The sequence below is a fragment of the Tomitella gaofuii genome, from assembly GCF_014126825.1.
Lineage (GTDB): Bacteria > Actinomycetota > Actinomycetes > Mycobacteriales > Mycobacteriaceae > Tomitella > Tomitella gaofuii.
Map to the genome: position 1 here is coordinate 1 of NZ_CP059900.1, position 18,177 is coordinate 18,177.

The 18,177-nt window shown below is 70.1% G+C and carries 13 protein-coding genes; 7 read left to right on the forward strand and 6 right to left on the reverse strand.

Annotated elements, in window-relative coordinates; all coding sequences use genetic code 11:
* Positions 1-256: 256 nt before the first annotated feature.
* The 5 genes from dnaA (at position 257) to gyrB (ending at position 7,939) form a co-directional block, all read left to right on the forward strand.
* Positions 257-1,861, forward strand: coding sequence for a chromosomal replication initiator protein DnaA (dnaA, locus tag H4F70_RS00005; protein WP_182358527.1), 1,605 nt, complete (start codon positions 257-259; stop codon positions 1,859-1,861).
* 724 nt (positions 1,862-2,585) lie between these two features.
* Positions 2,586-3,770 carry a DNA polymerase III subunit beta gene (gene dnaN, locus H4F70_RS00010; protein WP_182358528.1) on the forward strand — a complete coding sequence of 395 codons (1,185 nt, stop codon included), beginning with the start codon at positions 2,586-2,588 and terminating at the stop codon, positions 3,768-3,770.
* Between the two features lie 8 nt (positions 3,771-3,778).
* Complete coding sequence (recF, locus tag H4F70_RS00015) at positions 3,779-5,053, forward strand: DNA replication/repair protein RecF (RefSeq protein WP_182358529.1); 1,275 nt, start codon at positions 3,779-3,781, stop codon at positions 5,051-5,053.
* The gene (locus H4F70_RS00020) at positions 5,043-5,609 is read left to right on the forward strand and encodes a DUF721 family protein (protein ID WP_182358530.1); all 567 of its coding nucleotides are present in this window, start codon (positions 5,043-5,045) and stop codon (positions 5,607-5,609) included. Before recF ends, H4F70_RS00020 begins: the two co-directional genes overlap by 11 nt.
* Before the next feature lie 272 nt (positions 5,610-5,881).
* A complete protein-coding gene (gene gyrB, locus H4F70_RS00025; RefSeq protein ID WP_182358531.1) occupies positions 5,882-7,939 on the forward strand; it encodes a DNA topoisomerase (ATP-hydrolyzing) subunit B in 2,058 nt (685 codons plus the stop codon).
* A 143-nt stretch (positions 7,940-8,082) separates the two neighbouring features.
* Here the strand turns inward: gyrB and H4F70_RS00030 are convergent, their stop codons facing one another.
* Entirely contained in the window at positions 8,083-8,754 is a 672-nt protein-coding gene (locus tag H4F70_RS00030; protein WP_182358532.1) for a hypothetical protein, read from the reverse strand.
* A 297-nt stretch (positions 8,755-9,051) separates the two neighbouring features.
* Between H4F70_RS00030 and H4F70_RS00035 the strand changes: the two genes are divergently transcribed.
* Together H4F70_RS00035 and H4F70_RS00040 are read left to right on the forward strand one after the other, a co-directional pair.
* Positions 9,052-9,552, forward strand: a complete 501-nt coding sequence (locus tag H4F70_RS00035) for a MaoC family dehydratase (RefSeq protein ID WP_182358533.1) — start codon at positions 9,052-9,054, stop codon at positions 9,550-9,552.
* Between the two features lie 170 nt (positions 9,553-9,722).
* Entirely contained in the window at positions 9,723-10,595 is an 873-nt protein-coding gene (locus H4F70_RS00040; protein ID WP_182358534.1) for an alpha/beta hydrolase, read from the forward strand.
* On the opposite strand, the gene H4F70_RS00045 is transcribed toward H4F70_RS00040, so the two are convergent.
* From H4F70_RS00045 to H4F70_RS00065, 5 genes are all read right to left on the reverse strand, one after another.
* On the reverse strand, positions 10,570-11,340 hold the full coding sequence (locus H4F70_RS00045; RefSeq protein ID WP_182358535.1) for a sirohydrochlorin chelatase: 771 nt from the start codon (positions 11,338-11,340) through the stop codon (positions 10,570-10,572). The two genes, H4F70_RS00040 and H4F70_RS00045, sit on opposite strands and share 26 nt — an antisense overlap.
* Positions 11,337-11,831: a nitrite reductase small subunit NirD gene (gene nirD, locus H4F70_RS00050; RefSeq protein WP_182358536.1), complete on the reverse strand. Its 495-nt coding sequence runs from the start codon at positions 11,829-11,831 to the stop codon at positions 11,337-11,339. The genes H4F70_RS00045 and nirD overlap by 4 nt, the downstream gene beginning before the upstream one ends.
* Positions 11,832-11,967: 136 nt before the next feature.
* A complete protein-coding gene (gene nirB, locus H4F70_RS00055; protein ID WP_182358537.1) occupies positions 11,968-14,472 on the reverse strand; it encodes a nitrite reductase large subunit NirB in 2,505 nt (834 codons plus the stop codon).
* On the reverse strand, positions 14,469-15,962 hold the full coding sequence (locus H4F70_RS00060) for an FAD-dependent oxidoreductase (protein WP_235681250.1): 1,494 nt from the start codon (positions 15,960-15,962) through the stop codon (positions 14,469-14,471). The genes nirB and H4F70_RS00060 overlap by 4 nt, the downstream gene beginning before the upstream one ends.
* A gap of 53 nt (positions 15,963-16,015) precedes the next feature.
* Positions 16,016-18,115 (reverse strand): molybdopterin oxidoreductase family protein, encoded by a 2,100-nt coding sequence (locus tag H4F70_RS00065; RefSeq protein ID WP_220471743.1) that lies wholly within the window; start codon positions 18,113-18,115, stop codon positions 16,016-16,018.
* Between the last annotated feature and the right edge of the window lie 62 nt (positions 18,116-18,177).

Here is an 18,177-nt window from a genome sequence, read left to right on the forward strand (position 1 = left end):
TTCACACTGAACCGACGCTTTCCACAGGTTCGTCCACAGAACCGTGGGTAGTCGTGCCGGGTCACCGCGCCACTCGCTCGACGAGTGGTCCACTATCGTCCACAGTTGTCCACAGGTGTGGATAATCGTGTGGATATGTCGGCGACCATTGGACGCAGTCGTTGCGCGCCCCCGTGCGGAACCTGCGTTGTTGCAGGTCAACGCCGCGCAATGACCGCTGAAGGACATTCTGGACGTCAGGGGAGGACGAGGTTCTGTGGAGGAAGACCCGAACGCTCTGTCACGAGTGTGGCCGATCGTCGTCTCCGAGCTCACCTCCGCGGACCGTGAGGAGGGCGCGCCGGCCATGCCGGGGCTGCCGCTGAGCCGGCAGCAACGCGCCTGGCTGCTGCTCGCCAAGCCGATCACCCTCGCCGGGGGCTTCGCCCTGCTGTCCGCGCCGTCGAGCTTCGCGCGCGACGCGATCGAGCGCGTCCTGCGCCAGCCCATCTCTGACGCCCTCGAACGCCACCTGGGCGACCCGGTAGAGATCGCCGTCCGCATCGACACCGCGCTCGACGACGACCCGGCCGACCGGCCGCGCGAGGATCCGCCGCGCCCCGCCCCGGACGTCCCCGCACCATCGGACGGTGCAGGGATGTGGGCCGCCAATCCCGCCGAACCCCATTACGCCGACACCGCCACGCTGCTGCAGGGGCGCCGCGACGAGCTCTCCGCCGAGGCGGAAGAAGACCTGATCGCGGAGGAGCAGGAAGCGCGCGAAAGCCTGGACCGCACCTGGCCGTCACACTTCAACACGCCGGCCCCGGAGGCCGCCGGCAGCGCGAGCGAGGCGGGACTCAACCCCAAGTACACCTTCGACACGTTCGTCACCGGGCCGTCGAATCGCTTCTCCCACGCGGCCGCCGTCGCCATCGCGGAGGCGCCGGCCCGCGCGTATAACCCGCTGTTCATCTGGGGCGAGTCCGGCCTGGGCAAGACGCATCTGCTGCACGCGGCCGGTCACTACGCCAAACGTCTCTTCCCCGGCCTGCGCGTGCGTTACGTGTCCACCGAGGAGTTCACGAACGACTTCATCAACAGCATCCGCGACGATCGCAAGGTGGCCTTCAAACGGCGCTACCGCGAGACGGACGTGCTGCTGGTGGACGACATCCAGTTCATCGAGAACAAAGAGGGCATCCAGGAGGAGTTCTTCTACACCTTCGAGGCCCTGCACAACGCCAACAAGCAGATCGTCATCACCTCGGATCGGCCGCCCAAGCAGATGGCGACCCTCGAAGACCGGCTCCGCACCCGCTTCGAGTGGGGCCTGATCGCCGACGTGCAGCCGCCGGACCTCGAGACGCGCATCGCCATCCTGTCCAAGAAGGCGCAGATGGACTCCATCGAGGTGCCCGACGACGTCCTCGACCTGATCGCCGGCCGCATCGAGCGCAACATCCGCGAACTCGAGGGCGCCCTGATCCGGGTGACCGCGTTCGCGTCGCTCAACAAGCAGCCGCTCGATCTGCGCCTGGCCGAGGTGGTGCTGCGCGACCTCGCCCCGGAGACCGCCACGGTGGAGATCACCGCAGCCACGATCATGGCGGTGACGGCCGAGTACTTCGACACCACGATCGACGAGCTGTGCGGGCCGCGCAGGGCCCGTCAGATCGCCTCCGCCCGCCAGATCGCGCTGTACCTGTGCCGGGAGCTCACGGACCTGTCGCTGCCGAAGATCGGACAGGCCTTCGGCCGCGACCACACCACCGTCATGTACGCGGAGAAGAAGATCCGCGGGGAGATGGCCGAGCGACGCAAGGTCTACGACCAGGTCCAGGAGCTCACGGCGCGCATCAAGCAGCGGTCCAAGCTCTGAGCGCCGTCGCGGGCTCCTCCCTGGCCGACGTGGCGGCCCCGCCGGTGATCCGCGCCCTCCGCGGGCATCGTCGCGCCGCCGTCCGCAGTGAATCGGGGTGCGCGTGTGACTCCGGTGACGAGTTTGCACACCTGTGGACAACTATGGGGATAACCCGTCGCATCTGGGGACAACATGGGGACGAAGGTGGAACAACTTTCCGCCGTCCACAGCCGACCCCACCGGTCCACAACCCCGTCCACCGCCCGGTGCACATCCGCAAACCCGCCGCCACCAGCAGATCCATATGGTTGTGCACAGGATCCACAGGACCTACTACTACTGCTGAAATCTCTTCTCAAGGGGAAACTACAAAACAGCCTGTGTGGAAAGCCGCTCCTGTGGACCCCTCGACGCTGCGTCGGCGGAACCGGATCCCGCGCTTTACGGCGCGCCCCCGACGACCTACGGTGGAGATCCCGGACCGGCTCTCGGCCTCAGCGCCGTCGGCTAATCTGGGGTCCGAGACCAGGTGTGCCTGGCGCACGTCCGGGGGGCCGAGCCTCTCGCACGCGGCCTCCGCCGCCGGGGCTCACCGTCGGCGTTATCGCGGCACCGAACGCACCATTGAGCTCGACCACAGAACGATCACTGCACGTCACCGGCGGTGGCCGAAATACACACCGCGCTCGACGCGCGGGTACCGTCGGCCACGGCCGCCACACTGGAAGGATTCCCGGGTCTGATGGAGCTAGCCGGCATGAAATTCCGGGTCACCCGAGATGACTTCCAGGACGCGGTCACCTGGGTCGCACGCAGCCTCCCCGCACGGCCCACCGTGCCGGTCCTACGTGGCATCCTGATCGAGGCCACCGAGCAGGGCGTGACCGTCTCCGGGTACGACTACGAGACTTCCGCGCGCATGCAGGTGCCGGCCGAGGTGCCCGAGCCCGGCACGGTTCTCGTGTCCGGCCGACTGTTGGCGGACATCACCAAAGCCTTGCCGAACAAGCCGGTGGACGTGGCGTTCGACGGTACGCACCTCACCATCGTGGCAGGTCGCGCCACGTTCTCCCTGCCGATCATCCCCGTCGAGGACTACCCGCAGCTGCCCACGCCGCCGGCCCCGACCGGCGCCGTCCCGGCCGAGGAGTTCGCGCTGGCGGTCGGCCAGGTCGCGGTCGCGGCGGGTAAAGACGACACCCTGCCGATGCTCACGGGCATCCGCGTGGAGATCGAGGGTGGCAAGGTCGTCATGGCCGCCACCGACCGCTTCCGGCTCGCGGTGCGCGAGTTCGAGTGGAAGCCAGCCACCGCCGACCTGGAGGCCTCCGTTCTGGTGCCGGCCCGCACCCTGGCCGAGGCGGCGAAGACGATGACCTCGTCGGCCTCCGCCGACATCGAGATCGAGATGGGCGACGGCAGCGCGGTGGGCGCGGAGGGCATGCTCGGGGTCACCTCGGGCGCCCGCCAGACGACGGCGCGGCTGCTCGACGCGGAGTTCCCGAAGTTCCGCCAGTTGCTTCCCGCGACGCACACCGCGGTGGCGTCGGTGGAGGTCGCGCCGCTGACCGAGGCGATCAAGCGCGTCGCCCTGGTGGCCGAGCGCGGCGCGCAGGTGCGCCTGCAATTCTCGGAGGACGGGCTCGTGCTCGCGGCCGGCGGAGACGACTCCAGCAGTGCCGAAGAGTCCCTGCCCGCCGAGTTCGCCGGCGAGCCGCTCACCATCGCATTCAATCCCGGGTACCTGCAGGAGGGGCTCGGGGCGCTGGGCACCGAACACGTGCACATGGGATTCACGAGCCCCAGCCGGCCCGCGGTGCTGTGCCCCGCCGCCGAGGAGCTGCCCCAGGCCGACGACTCCGGCGCATTCCCCGCATCGACCGGCAGCTACACCTACCTGCTGATGCCTGTGCGCCTGCCAGGCTGACCGCGGCGGTGTTCCTCCGTCACCTGCGGCTGCAGGACTTCCGATCGTGGGAGTCGCTCGACCTCGACCTCGAACCCGGCGTCACCGTCTTCGTCGGCGCCAACGGCCGGGGAAAGACGAACATCCTCGAGGCCGTCGGTTACCTGGCAACGCTGTCGTCGCACCGCGTGTCGTCGGACCAGCCGCTCATCCGGTCCGGTGCCGAATCCGCACTGATCGCGGCTACCGCCATCAACGACGGGCGCGAGCTCACATTGGATCTCACCATCCACGCGGGCCGCGCCAACAAGGCGCGGCTGCGGCAGAGTCCGATGCGCCGCACCCGCGAGATACTCGGCGTGGTCCAGTCGGTGCTCTTCGCGCCCGAGGACCTGGCGCTCGTACGGGGCGACCCCGGCGAGCGGCGTCGGTTCCTGGACGAGCTGATGACAGTGCGCCGACCCAGGCTGGCCGGCGTGCGGTCCGACTATGACAAGGTGCTGCGCCAACGGTCGGCGCTGCTGAAGTCCGCGGGCCCCGCCATGCGCGACGGCGGGCGCGGATCCGACGGTGCGAGCGCGCTGGCGACACTCGAGGTGTGGGACGGCCACCTGGCCGCCTACGGAGCGGAGATCATCGCCGCCCGAATGGCATTGGTGGGTGAGCTGGCGCCGCATCTCGCCGGGTCGTACGCGTCGATCGCCCCCGAATCGCAGGCGGCATCGCTGGCCTACCGTTGCAGTCTCGCGGAGGACTTGCCGCCCGATCCGCCGTCGTCCGCGTCGCCGTCCGATACGGTGGCGGGCCTGGAGAAGGCCATGCATGCGGCGTTGTCGCGGGTGCGCTCCCGCGAGATCGCGCGGGGCGTGTGCCTGGTGGGTCCGCACCGCGACGACCTCGCGCTCCGATTGGGCGAGCACCCCGTGAAAGGCTATGCGAGCCACGGAGAATCGTGGTCCTTCGCGCTGGCGATGCGCCTGGCGGCGTTCGAGCTTCTGCGACACGACGGCACCGAGCCGATCCTCGTCCTCGACGACGTGTTCGCCGAGCTCGATCGGCGGCGGCGAAGCGCCCTCGCCCACGTGGCGGGGCAGACCGAGCAGGTGCTGGTGACGGCGGCGGTGCCCGAGGACGTGCCCCAGGAGCTGCGGGGGCGGCAGTACGTCGTCTCGATCCGGGACCGCGGCGACCTCGGACGGGTGTCGACCATTGCGGCGGCGCCGTGCGCGAGCAGTGACGGCGACGTCGGTGCAGACGGATCGCCAAGACCGGGCGACGCGGAGGTGACCGGCGATGGCGGCTGAACCCGGAGAGGGCGGGGACGCTCCCGCCGGCGGCGGCGACGGGGCTCCGCGTGGCGCGGACCTTGCGCGGCGCGCGCTGGAAGAGGCGCGCGCGCGGGCTGCGGCGCAGGGCAAGTCGGTGGGTAAGGGCATGGCCTCGCCGCAACGGCGACAACAGCGACGTCCGTCGCGTCGCCGCTGGTCGGGCCCCGCCGACGACCCCCGTGACCCGCAAACCCTGGGGACGCTCGCCGCTTCGCTGGCCCGGCGCCGGGGATGGAACCGCCACGTGGCCGAGGGACGGGTGCTCGGGTGCTGGGACGAGGTCGTCGGGGAGGAGATCGCCGACCACGCTGCCCCGTCGTCGCTCCACGACGGGGTCCTGCACGTGACGGCGGAGTCGACGGCGTGGGCGACGCAGCTCAGGATGGTGCAGAGCCAGATCCTCGCGAAGATCGCCCGCGCGGTGGGCGACGGCGTGGTGACCAAGCTCGAGATCCGCGGCCCCAGCGCGCCGAGCTGGCGCCACGGCCCCCGGCACGTGAGCGGGCGCGGACCACGGGACACCTACGGCTGACCGGATGGACGGCATCGCTGTGAGCCGTCGTGCGGGCCGGCCGCGTACGGTGCCTGGCGTTGTCACGATGAGTCAGGCGGTGTCCGGCCTCGTCGTCCGTCGAGTTCGTGCCGCAGTGGCGCCTCCAGGCGTGTGTGAGTGGCCTCCCAGGGCGTCCGAGGAAGTAGACTGGTGTGGAAATGGTGCCGCCATGTCCACCACCCTCAGCCGGGCGCCCCGCGCGGGTGGTGGACACGCGTGTGCGGCTCGACCAGAAGGAGTGCTAGCGACCAGTGGCTGCCAACGACTCAGACCAGGCGTCATCCAACGGTTCGGTGGGCGATTACAACGCCTCCTCCATCACCATCCTCGAGGGGCTCGAGGCGGTCCGGAAGCGTCCGGGCATGTACATCGGCTCCACGGGTGAGCGCGGGCTGCACCACCTGGTGTGGGAGGTGGTCGACAACTCCGTCGACGAGGCGATGGCCGGCTATGCGTCCACGGTCGGCGTGACGCTCCTCGCCGACGGCGGCGTCGAGGTGACGGACGACGGTCGCGGCATCCCGGTGGACATGCACGCCAGCGGCGAACCGACCGTGCAGGTCGTGCTCACCCAGCTGCACGCGGGCGGCAAGTTCGATTCGGACTCGTACGCGGTCTCCGGCGGCCTGCACGGCGTGGGCGTGTCCGTGGTCAACGCGCTGTCCACCGTGCTCGAGGTGGAGATCGATTACGACGGCTTCCACTGGGATCAGCGGTACATCAAGTCGGTCCCCGGCCAGCTCAACAAGGGCGAGGCCACTTCGCGCACCGGCACCACCGTGCGGTACTGGGCGGACCCGGACATCTTCGAGACGACGGTCTACGACTTCGAGACGGTCTCGCGGCGGCTGCAGGAGATGGCGTTCCTGAACAAGGGGCTCACCATTGTCCTCGTCGACGAGCGGGTGGCCGATGAGGAGATCACCGACGAGGTGGTCGGCGACGTCGCCGAGGCGCCCAAGAACGCCGCCGAGGAGGCGGAGGAGGCCGAGGAGAAGGCGGCCGCGCCCAAGGTCAAGCGCCGCGTCTTCCACTACCCGGGCGGGCTGGTCGACTACGTCAAGCACATCAACCGCACCAAGCAGTCCATCCACCAGTCGGTGCTGGACTTCACCGCCGCCGGTGACGGGCACGAGCTCGAGGTGGCCATGCAGTGGAACTCCGGCTACTCGGAGTCGGTGCACACGTTCGCCAACACCATCAACACGGCCGAGGGCGGCACGCACGAGGAGGGGTTCCGCTCGGCGCTGACCTCCACGGTCAACCGCTACGCCAAGGACCACAAGCTGCTCAAGGACAAGGACCCCAAGCTCTCCGGCGACGACATCCGCGAGGGCTTGGCCGCGGTGATCTCGGTGAAGGTGACCGAGCCGCAGTTCGAGGGGCAGACCAAGACCAAACTGGGCAACACCGAGGTGCGCTCGTTCGTGCAGAAGGCATGCAACGAGCACCTGGAGTACTGGTTCGAGTCCAACCCTGCCGAGGCGAAGGTCATCGTCAACAAGGCCGTGTCGTCGGCGCAGGCCCGCATGGCCGCGCGCAAGGCCCGTGAGCTGGTGCGGCGCAAGACGGCGACGGACATCGGCGGGCTTCCCGGAAAGCTGGCGGACTGCCGTTCCAAGGACCCCAGCAAGTGCGAGGTCTACATCGTGGAGGGCGACTCGGCCGGCGGTTCGGCCAAGTCGGGGCGCGACTCGATGTACCAGGCGATCCTCCCGCTGCGCGGCAAGATCATCAACGTGGAGAAGGCGCGGATCGACCGCGTGCTCAAGAACGCCGAGGTGCAGACCATCATCACGGCGCTGGGCACCGGCATCCACGACGAGTTCGACATCGCCAAGCTCCGCTACCACAAGATCGTGCTCATGGCGGACGCCGATGTGGACGGCCAGCACATCTCCACGCTGCTGATGACGCTGCTGTTCCGGTTCATGCGGCCACTCATCGAGCACGGGCACGTGTACCTGGCGCAGCCGCCGTTGTACAAGCTCAAGTGGCAGCGCGGCGCCGAGCCGGACTTCGCCTACTCGGACCGCGAGCGCGACGGTCTGCTGGAGGCGGGCCTGGCGGCCGGCAAGAAGATCAACAAGGACGACGGCATCCAGCGCTACAAGGGCCTCGGCGAGATGGATGCCAAGGAACTGTGGGAGACGACGATGGACCCGGAGGTGCGGGTGCTCCGTCAGGTCACCCTCGACGACGCGGCCGCCGCCGACGAGCTGTTCAGCATCCTCATGGGGGAGGACGTGGAGGCGCGGCGCAGCTTCATCACCCGCAACGCCAAGGACGTCCGGTTCCTGGACGTGTAGCGGGCGGATCCCACACCGCGGCCCCGGTGCGCCAGCAGGACGCGTGCCGGGGCTGTGGTGTCTCCCGGACTTTGAGTCGTCACGTGACGATCAGGCCCCGGGTCCCTGAGGCACCCGGGGCCCGATCCTGGGGAAGTGCTCGGTCAGCTGGCGGACAGCGATCCGAGCGAGCCGAACAGGTCCAGCGAGCCCAGCAGTCCGCCGCCGGCCTGCTCGAAGGTCAGAGTGCCGTCGTTGTCGGAGACGGTGAAGGTCTGCGCCGGGCCGACCTTGCCGTTGGCACCGTTGAAGCAGGCGGAGACGATCGAGTAGTCGCCTTCGTCGAGATCCGCGGCGGTGAGGGTGCCAGAGTCCTCGGTCGTGGTCGCATTCGTGTCCAGCTGGAGGACGTCGGCATCGTCGACGACGTTGTCCGTCTTCTCGACCGTGTTGCTACCGGGGTATCCCGAACCCATCGCGATCATGAGCTTGAGATCATGCTCGCTGACGCCGTCGAGCACAATGGATTCCACGACGTATGCGCGGCACGTCACGTCGGTGCCGTCCTCGCCGCCGCTCTGGGTCAGCGTGATCGTGTTCGTCGCGCCGTCGTCGCTCACGTCGGTGGTGACCGCGCCGGTGACTCCCTCGTAGGCGCCGCCCCCGAGGCTGCCGAGCACGTCGAGGCTGCCGAGCACGTCGAGGCTGCCGAGCGAGCCGCCTCCCAGTGAGCCGAGGTCGATCGCGGATGCGGCACCCGCGGCGGGGATGGCGAGGGCGACGGCGGCGGCGAGTGCGGCGCCGGAGCCGGCGATGCGGCGGATCTTCTGGGACATGGGTGATCTCCGTTCAGTAGAGCTGACCGGCTGGGGCCCCGTGGCATCGTCGTGCACTTTGACACTACGGACGGGCCATTGTGACCGGTCACACTTCGTAGTTTCCATCCGAACGTAAACTAAAGATCATGATCTTTCGCAATCCGATGACGGAAGTGCATCCGATTGGATCACATCAGTTTGTCGGGTGTCACAGGCCCCGAGGGTGGGTCGGCAAGGCGAGAGTCCGGGGCGGCCACCCCGTCCATCGGTAGCCACGATCACGCGAAACGACGTCTCGCGCATAGGGTGGCAGCCATGACAGTGTGGAAAACCTCGTCCATCGGTGCCCATGACTTCGCGAGCCCCGTCACCGACCGTTGGCTGGAGGACTACGTGGCGGGCGAGGTGTTCGAGTACGGCTCGATCACCGTGACCGAGGCTGACATTCTGGAGTTCGCGCAACGCTACGATCCGCAATCCATCCACATCGACGAGGACGTGGCGCGCGAGGGGCCGTTCGGCGGGCTCATCGCCAGCGGGTGGCAGACGGCGTCGGTGTTCATGCGGATGTTCGCGGACAACTTCCTCACCGCGGTGGGCAGCCTGTCGTCGCCGGGTATCGACGAGCTGCGCTGGACCGCGCCGGTGCGCCCGGGTGACGCACTGCGGATCCGAGTCACGGTGGACGAATCGCGCCGTTCCCGGTCGAAGCCGGACCGGGGGATCATCCGCACCACCGGTGAGATGTTCAACCAGGACGGCACGGTGGTGCTCACGCTCCGAGCGATGAACCTCATCGCCGCGCGCTCGTCGTGAGGGGCCGGCGGTGTTTCACGTGAAACCGTTTCACGTGAAACACCGCCCGGTTCCGTGCGGGGCGGCGCCTGGCTAGTGAGACTCGCGTCACTGCGCCGCGGTGCGCGACGCACAATGTGGCGAAGCGTGGCCGCAGGGGCCGCGTCGTCATCATGCAAGGGGGTTCCCCGATGGAACGCACGCACGTGGTCTCCGCCGTCGACGGCCTGCAGCTGCAGGTCTATCACTGGTCGGCGGAGAACCCGAGGGCCACCGTCCAGCTGGCGCACGGGCTTGCCGAGCACGCCCAGCGCTACGACCGGCTCGCCCGCGCCCTCGTCGCCGCCGGCTACGACGTGTGGGCGCACGATCACCGCGGACACGGGGCGTCGGTCAACGCCGCGGTGCCGCACGGCGGCTTCGGCGACGCCGGATGGGCCGGCCTTGTGGCAGACCTGGTTCAGGTCAGCGGCGTTGTCGCCGAGGCGGTCCCCGGGGCGCCCCACTTCCTCGTCGGGCACTCGATGGGTTCGTTCGCGTCGCAGTTCGTGCTGCTGGACCGTTCCGCCGACTACACGGGCGTCGCGCTGAGCGGAACGACGGCTCTCGACATCGCCGCGGCCGCGATGCCGGAACCGGGTTCGGAGGCCGCGGAGAACGCGAACCTCGACGCCTACAACGAGGGATTCGAAGGCGACACGGGCTACGAGTGGCTTAGCCGCGACGCCGAGGAGGTGGCGAAGTACGTCGCCGATCCGCTGTGCGGGTTCGACGTGCAGCCCGACCTGCTGCCGAGCATCTTCGGGGCCAGCGCACCGACAGGGGACCCGGAGGCGCTGTCGACGATCAGTCCTGACGTCGCAATCCTCGTCTTCAGCGGCGAAGACGATCCGCTTGCCGGCCAGGGCTACATGCCGACGACGGTGGCGGACCGTTACCGCGCCGCCGGGGTGAAGGACGTGGAGCTGGAGATCTATCCGGGTGCGCGGCACGAGATCTTCAACGAGACCAACCGCGACGAGGTGACCGAACGCCTGATCAGCTGGCTTGACGCACGGGTGTGAGGGATCCGGAGGTGTGAGGGCCGCGGTGGGCGGTGGATGTCCGCCGCGGCGCGGTCGCGGTCGACGCGGCCTCGTGCATCAGGTGCACGATGATCCGGGCCAGTGCAGGATCCGGTCCGATGGGCTGTGCGATGACGTCGGCCCCGGATGCGGCGATCTGCGACCAGAAGTGCCCTTCGGCGAGGACATACGGCGCGACGGCGATGCGCCGCGCACCTTCCGATCGCATCCGGTTCACGGTCGGCACGATACCGGAAGGTCCGTCGACGCATGATGTGGTGCGGACCGGGGCGCCCAACGCATCGGACAACAAGCGGCCGGCGTGGAGGACGTCAGCGCGGGCCCGGGGATCGGACGATCCGACCGCGGTCATCAGCACGGAGTCCATCGAGCGCAATCCGGCTGCACGAAGCCGCGCTGCCTGCACCGCGGCGATGGCCGGGTGGGGCCCGATCCCACGGGTGAGTCGGCAGCGACGCTCCGGTGACCGGGTAGCGAAGACTTGCGCAGGTAGGTCGACGTGCACGTGGTATCCGGAGGCCAGGAACGCGGGAACCACCACGACGTCCCCGGCGGGCGTCGTGGAGAGGCTCTCCGCGACGGTCGGTGCGGCGACGTCCGCGAACGCGAGCCGCACCGGTACCTCGACTTCGTGCGATACAAGACGGGCGAGACGTCTGAGGGCTGCGGTGCCACGTGCATCCCGGGTGCCGTGCGCCGCGATGACGAGCCCGGCGACGCTCATATGCCCGGGGAGTCGGCCCCGGCCGGGCCGACGTGGATCACTCCGTCCTCGACCCGGACCGGGTGCACGGGGAGGGTGAGCCCGGGAACGTTCAGGCACCGGCCGTCTGTCAGCGAGTACACCTCTTTGAGCAGAGGGGACGCCACGGTCGCTTCGCCGCCGCGGTCGCCGACGATCCCGCGTGACATGACGGCGGCTCCCGCGGACGGATCGATGTTGCCGACGGCGTGCAGGCTGCCATCGGTCAGGAGGAACAGAGCGGCCTGCCGGCCTCCGCGCAACAGCACGGCGACCCCGCGTCCGGGCAACAGCCGGTGCATCGCGCACGCCGGGGTCCAGCCGCCGGCGTCGCGGTGCGTGCTGGGGTGGCACGCGGGACGACGGGCCGGCGCGGCCGCGTCCGGGACCGGCGCGGGCGAGACCGAAACGGGGCTTCGGTCCGGCGAGTCCAGCACCGCAGTTGTGGAAGGGGACGTCGTTCGGGTGTTCATCGTCTGCTCCCTATGTCCATGGAGGTGTGCCTGCTACGCGTTGTGCCGTGGCACCCACGCTATGGATCCGCCGTTTCGGCCCGGTTACGTGCGCGTTGGATCGTGGTAAGCAATCCGGTCGTCCACGCCGGATGATTCACGCGTTCGCAGCGGGGAACTCCGGCATCCCCACGAGCACCGGCACTTTGCGCGGTCCCGAATCGTCGAACGCGACGGTGGGATCCGGCTCCGCGGGAGCGTTGACGAAGGACACGAACCGCTCCAGGGTCTCCGGGTCGTCGAGCACGGCGGCCCACTCGTCGCGGTACCCCGCCACATGCGACTCCATGGCGTCATCGAGTTCGGCGGCGATCCCGAAGGAGTCCTCGCACACGACCTGCCGCACGTGGTCGAGGCCGCCGTCGATCTCCTCGAGCCACCGTGCGGTGCGCTGGAGTCGGTCGGCGGTGCGGATATAGAACATGAGGAACCGGTCGATGCAGCGGACCAGCGCGTCGTCGTCGAGTCGGCCCGCGAGTTGTCGCGCATGCGTCGGGGTCTGCCCGCCATTGCCGCCCACGTACAGGTTCCAACCGGTCTCGGTGGCGATGACGCCCACGTCCTTCGACCGTGCCTCCGCGCATTCGCGGGCGCACCCGGACACGCCCAGCTTGAGCTTGTGCGGCGACCGCAGCCCCCGGTAGCGCAGCTCCAGGCGCACGGCCATCGACAGGGAATCCTGCACGCCGTACCGGCACCACGAAGACCCCACACAGCTTTTGGCGGTGCGCAGCGACTTGCCGTACGCGTGCCCCGACTCCATGCCGGCGTCCACCAGTCGACGCCAGATCTGCGGCAGCTGCTCCACCCGGGCGCCGAAAAGGTCGATGCGCTGGCCGCCCGTGACCTTGGTGTACAGGCCGAAATCGCGGGCGACCTCACCGATGATGATCAGCTGGTCGGGTGTGCACTCGCCGCCGGGCATGCGGGGGACGACGGAGTACGTGCCGTTCTTCTGCAAGTTCGCGAGGAAGTGGTCGTTGGTGTCCTGCAGTGCCGCCTGCTCGGCGTCGAGGATGTGGTCGGACGACGTGGAGGCGAGGATCGATGCGACGACGGGCTTGCAGATCTCACATCCGATACCGCGTCCGTGCTGTGCGATGAGGGCGGAGAATGTGCGCGTGCGGGTGGCGCGGACTATCTCGAAGAGCTCGGCGCGCGACTGGTCGAAGTGTTCGCACAGGGCCTTCGACAGTGTCACCCCGGACGAGGCCAACAGCTGCTTGACCGCCGGCAGGCAGCCGCCGCAGGTGGACCCGGCCCGGGTGCGATCGGTAACGGTGGACAGGTCGCAGGCGCCGTCCGCGATGGCCGAGCAGATGCTCGCCTTGGTCACCGCGTTGCAGGAACAGATCTCGGCGTCGTCCGGCAGCGATCCGGCACCGACGGTGGCTCCGGCAGGCGAGATCAGCGCGGCCGGATCACCGGGGATCGGTGACCCGACGAGCGGGCGCAGCGTCGTGTACGCCGTCGCGTCACCCACGAGGATGCCGCCGAGCAGCGTTGATGCGTCGTCGGAGACGACGAGCTTGGCGTAGGTGCGCTTCGCCGCGTCCGAGAGCACCACCTCCAGCGCTCCGTCGTCGGCGGCGTGGATGTCGCCGAAGCTCGCCACGTCTACCCCCAACAGCTTGAGCTTGGTCGACGTGTCCGCGCCCGGGAACTCGCCGTCGCCGCCGAGCAGGCGGTCCGCGACCGCGTCGGCCATCGCGTAGCCGGGTGCGACGAGCCCGTAGCAGGTTCCCTCGACAGCGGCGCATTCGCCGACGGCGTAGACGTCGGGGACGCTGGTCCGCATGGCGCGGTCGGTCGCGATGCCACCGCGCGGCGCGAGCGCGAGCCCGGCGTCGCCCGCCACGGCGTCCCGGGGCCGGATCCCCGTCGCGAACACCACCACGGCTGCGTCGAGAACAGTTTCGCCGGTCAGGTGCACCGCGAGCCCGTCGCCGGCGGGTGCGATGGCGTCGGTGCGGCTGCCGGGATGCACGTGCAGGCCGAGATCGGTGACGAGGCGGCCGAGCAGCGCGCCGCCGCCCGCGTCCACTTGCGCGGACAGCAGCCTGTCGTTGTGCTCGACGATGTGCGGGATGAGCCCGAGCGAGCGTAGGGCATCGGCGGCCTCGAGTCCGAGCAGGCCCCCGCCCACGACCACCGCGCGCTCACCGTCGCGGCCCTCGACGGCGGCACGGATGGCGTCGAGGTCTCCGATGGTGCGGTAGACGAAGCAGCCGGGAAGGTCGGCGCCGGGGACCGGTGGGCGGAAGGCGTACGACCCGGTGGCGAACACCAGCGCGTCGTACGGGTGGGTCGCCCCGGAGGCGGAGACCACCGTGTGCGCCGCCACGTCCACGGCGGTGGCGCCGTCACCGACGCGCAGCTCGACGAGGGGGTCGCCGGCGAAGTCGTTGCCGTCGAGGGCCAACGCGTTCGGTTCCCATCCGCCGACGTAGGCGGACAGGCCGACGCGGTCGTAGGCGGCCCAGGGCTCCTCGCAAAGCACCGTCACCGACCAGCGGTCCGCCTCATCGCGCTGCCGCAGGTTCTGCACCAGGCGGTGTCCCACCATCCCGTGACCGATGACGACCAATGACTGCGCGCTCATGCCGCGTCTCCCTTCGCTCCAGTGCGGTCGTCTCGGTCCGCACCGCTGTCGTGGATTCCACTCTGTCCATGCATGTTCCAGCCCTCGCATAGCGTTCCGACGACACCGCGGCAGCCGCCGCAACCGGTGCCGGCCCGGGTGGCGCGTGCGACCGCCTCGTCGGACCGGGCGCCGTTCCGCCACGCCTCGGCGATCCGGCCGCGGGTCACCGAGTTGCAGCGGCACACCACCGACTCGGGACCTGCGTCCGTCCCGGCCGTCTCGACGCCCGGGGGTGCGTGGCCGATCAGCAGCGACATCCGGTCCTGTGGCACCGGTCCGTTCGAGTCGAATAGTTGCGTGAAAGCGCCGGCCACGCCGGGATTGCCGAGCGAGAGCGCTCCGACGAGCCGACCCGCGCGGACGACCGCCTTGGCGTAGCGTCCGCGCGCCGGGTCGGCGAGGGTGAGCACCTCGTGCCCCTGGTCATGGCCGCCGACGTCGACGCGGCCCATGGCGACGAGGTCGATGTCATGCGCCTTGAGCCGCGTGACCTGCGTGCTGCCGGAGTAGACGGTGTCCCGTGCACCGCAGAGCCGTGCGGCGAGCACCGCGGTCTGTTCCCATGCGGGCTGCACCAGCCCGTAGACCACGCCGTCGTGCTCGCAGCAGTCGCCCGCGGCCCACACGTGCGGGGCGCTGGTGCGCAGGGTGTCGTCGACGACGATCCCGTCCGCCGCGGTGATACCCGCGGAGCGTGCGAGCTCCGTGCGGGGGACGGTCCCTGCGGCGAGGATCAGCAGGTCGGTGGCGACGCGCGTGCCGTCGTCGAGCAGCAGTGCGTGGCCGGCACGATCGTCGCCGCGAACGAACTCGGCCGCGCGCCGGCCGACCACCAGCTCGGCACCGAGCCCGCGCACGATGCGGGCGAGTACGGCGCCGCCGTCCCTGTCGAGCTGGCGGTCCATCGGATAGTCCTGCGGGTGCACCAGTGTCACCGCGGCACCGCGCATCAGCACGCCGCGGGCCGCCTCGAGTCCCAGCAGTCCCGCCCCGACGATGACGACCCGCGCGCCGGGGTGCGCTGCGGCCGCGATGGCCGCGCAGTCGTCCAAGGTCCGGAACGTCGTCACGCCGCGCGCCGGCGTGCCGTCGTCGCGATAGGCGCCGTCGATACGTGGGAGGTTCGGTGCGCTTCCCGTCGTCAGGACCAACTCGTCGTACTCCACCGGCGGGTGCCCGCCGTCCAGCGTGAGTGATCGCGCCGCGACATCGATGCCCGTGGCCCGCACGCCGGTGCGGACGGTGACGCCGTCGCCGGGCCGCCACCCGCCCGAACGCATGCGTGTCTGTGCGGGACCGATGCCTCCGGAGAGGACGTTCGAGAGCAGGACGCGATTGTAGGCGGGATGCGGCTCGTCGCCGATGACGGTGATCCTGACCCGCGCGCCGGAAGGGTCGAGCGCCCGAAGCTGCTCGACAAGCCGGGTACCGGCCATCCCGTTGCCCACGACGACCACCCGCCGTGGATCCGGACCGCTTCGGGGGGAGGATTCTGGGCGGATCACAGGGCCTCCAATCGCACGGCGCACACCTTGAACTCCGGCATCCGGCTGGTCGGATCGAGCAGCGGGTTGGTCAGCAGGTTCGCGCGGGCGCGCCCGGGGAAGTGGAAGGGGACGAACACCGTGTCGGGGCGCATCGCCTCGTCCACCCGGACACGGGCCGTCATCGTGCCGCGGCGACCCACCACCCGTGCCAACGCGCCGTCGTGGACGCTGCTGCGTTCCGCGGTGTCGGGGTGCACCTGCACGAATGCCTCGGGGGCGACGTCCACGAGTTCCGCGATGCGGCGGGTCTGGGCGCCGGATTGGTACTGCGTGAGGATGCGGCCGGTGGTCGCGAACAGCGGGTGGTCGTCGTCGGTGGCCTCCCCGGGGCCGCGGTGGTCCACGCCGGCGAAGCGGGCCCGCCCGTCAGGCGTGGCGAACCGGTCGAGGAACAGTCGGGGCGTGCCCGGGTGGTTCTCGGCGGGGCACGGCCAGTGCAACGCTTCGCCGCGGTCGAGGCGCTCGTAGCTGATGCCCGCGTAGTCGGCCGCGCCCCCGGCCGACGCGCGGCGGAGCTCTTCGAACACCGCCCGCGGTGTGGCGGGAAACCTGCTTGGCGGGTGGCCGAGCCGCTGCGCGAGGTCCGACAACACCTGCAGTTCGCTGCGCGCGCCCGGAGGCGGGGATACCGCCCGGCGGCGGAACAACACCCGGCCCTCGAGGCTCGTCGTGGTGCCGTCCTCCTCCGCCCACTGCAGCACCGGCAGCACCACGTCGGCCATCGCCGCGGTCTCCGAGAGCACGAAGTCGCTCACCACGAGCAGATCCAGCGAGCGCAGGCGCTCGACGACGTGCGCGGAGTGCGGAGCCGACACTGCCGGGTTGGCGCCGTGCACCAGTAGCGCCCGAACTCCGCCGTCCGGTCCGGTGCCGTCCATACCGGCCCGGTCGAACAACTCGTAGGCCGACGCGCCCCCGTCCGGCAGAGACGCCTCCGGCACGTCCCACACGCGTGCAATGTGTTCGCGGTCGAGGGCGTCGGACAGGTTCCGGTACCCGGGGAGCTGATCGGCCTTCTGGCCGTGCTCACGGCCGCCCTGCCCGTTGCCCTGTCCGGTGACGGTGCCGTAGCCGCAGCCACGTCTGCCGGGCAGCCCCATCGCCAGCGCGAGGTCGATGACGGCGGAGACCGTGTCGGTGCCGTGCGCGTGCTGTTCGGCCCCGCGCCCGGTGAGGATGTAGGCGCCGGTGCCGGCGTCGCGGGAGCCGGCGAGGGTCCGTACCGCCCGGCGCAGCGCGTCGGCGGACACGCCGGTCACCGACTCGACGCGGTGCGGCCACCACCTGCCGGCAGCGGCCCAGGCGGCGTCGAAACCACGGGTGCGCCCGTCGATGAACTCCTGGTCGGCGTATCCCTCGGTGACGGCGATGTGGAGCATGCCCAACGCCACGGCCGTGTCGGTGCCGGGTGCGACGGGGAGGTGCACGCCCCCGGATTGCTCTGCCAGCTCGGCGGTGGGGGTCCGGCGCGGGTCGACGACGATGAGGCCGCCGTCCTCGGCCGCGCAGCGCAAGTGCCCCAGCAGCGGTGGCATGGTCTCGGCGATGTTGGCGCCGGCGAGCATGATCGCCCGCGCGCCCGTGAGGTCCGACACAGGGAACGGCAGTCCCCGGTCGACGCCGAATGCGCGCCTGGCCGCTGCCGCCGCCGACGACATGCAGAAACGGCCGTTGTAGTCGATGTTCGCGGTTCCCACGGCGACGCGGGCGAACTTTCCCAGCATGTAGGCCTTCTCGTTGGTCAGCCCGCCGCTGCCGTAGACGGCGACCGCGTTCCGGCCGTGGCGCCGCCGGGTGCGCCTGATCCCGTCGGCGACGGCGTCGAGCGCGCGGTTCCACGTGGCCGGTCGCAACGCTCCGGCGCCGTCGCGCACCAGCGGCGTGATGAGCCTGTCGGGGTGCGTCAGCAGCTCTGCACTCGTCCAGCCCTTCTGGCAGAGCCCGCCGCGGTTGGTGGGGAAGTCGCGGGCCGTGACAGTGGCGCGGTTCCGTGCGTCGCCCGAGACCGTCATCGCGCACTGGAGTCCGCAGTACGGACAGTGCGTGGCGGTCATGCCCCGGCCTCCAAACGTTCCGGGAAGTTGTGGAACATGTTGGGCGAGAACGGATTCGAAGT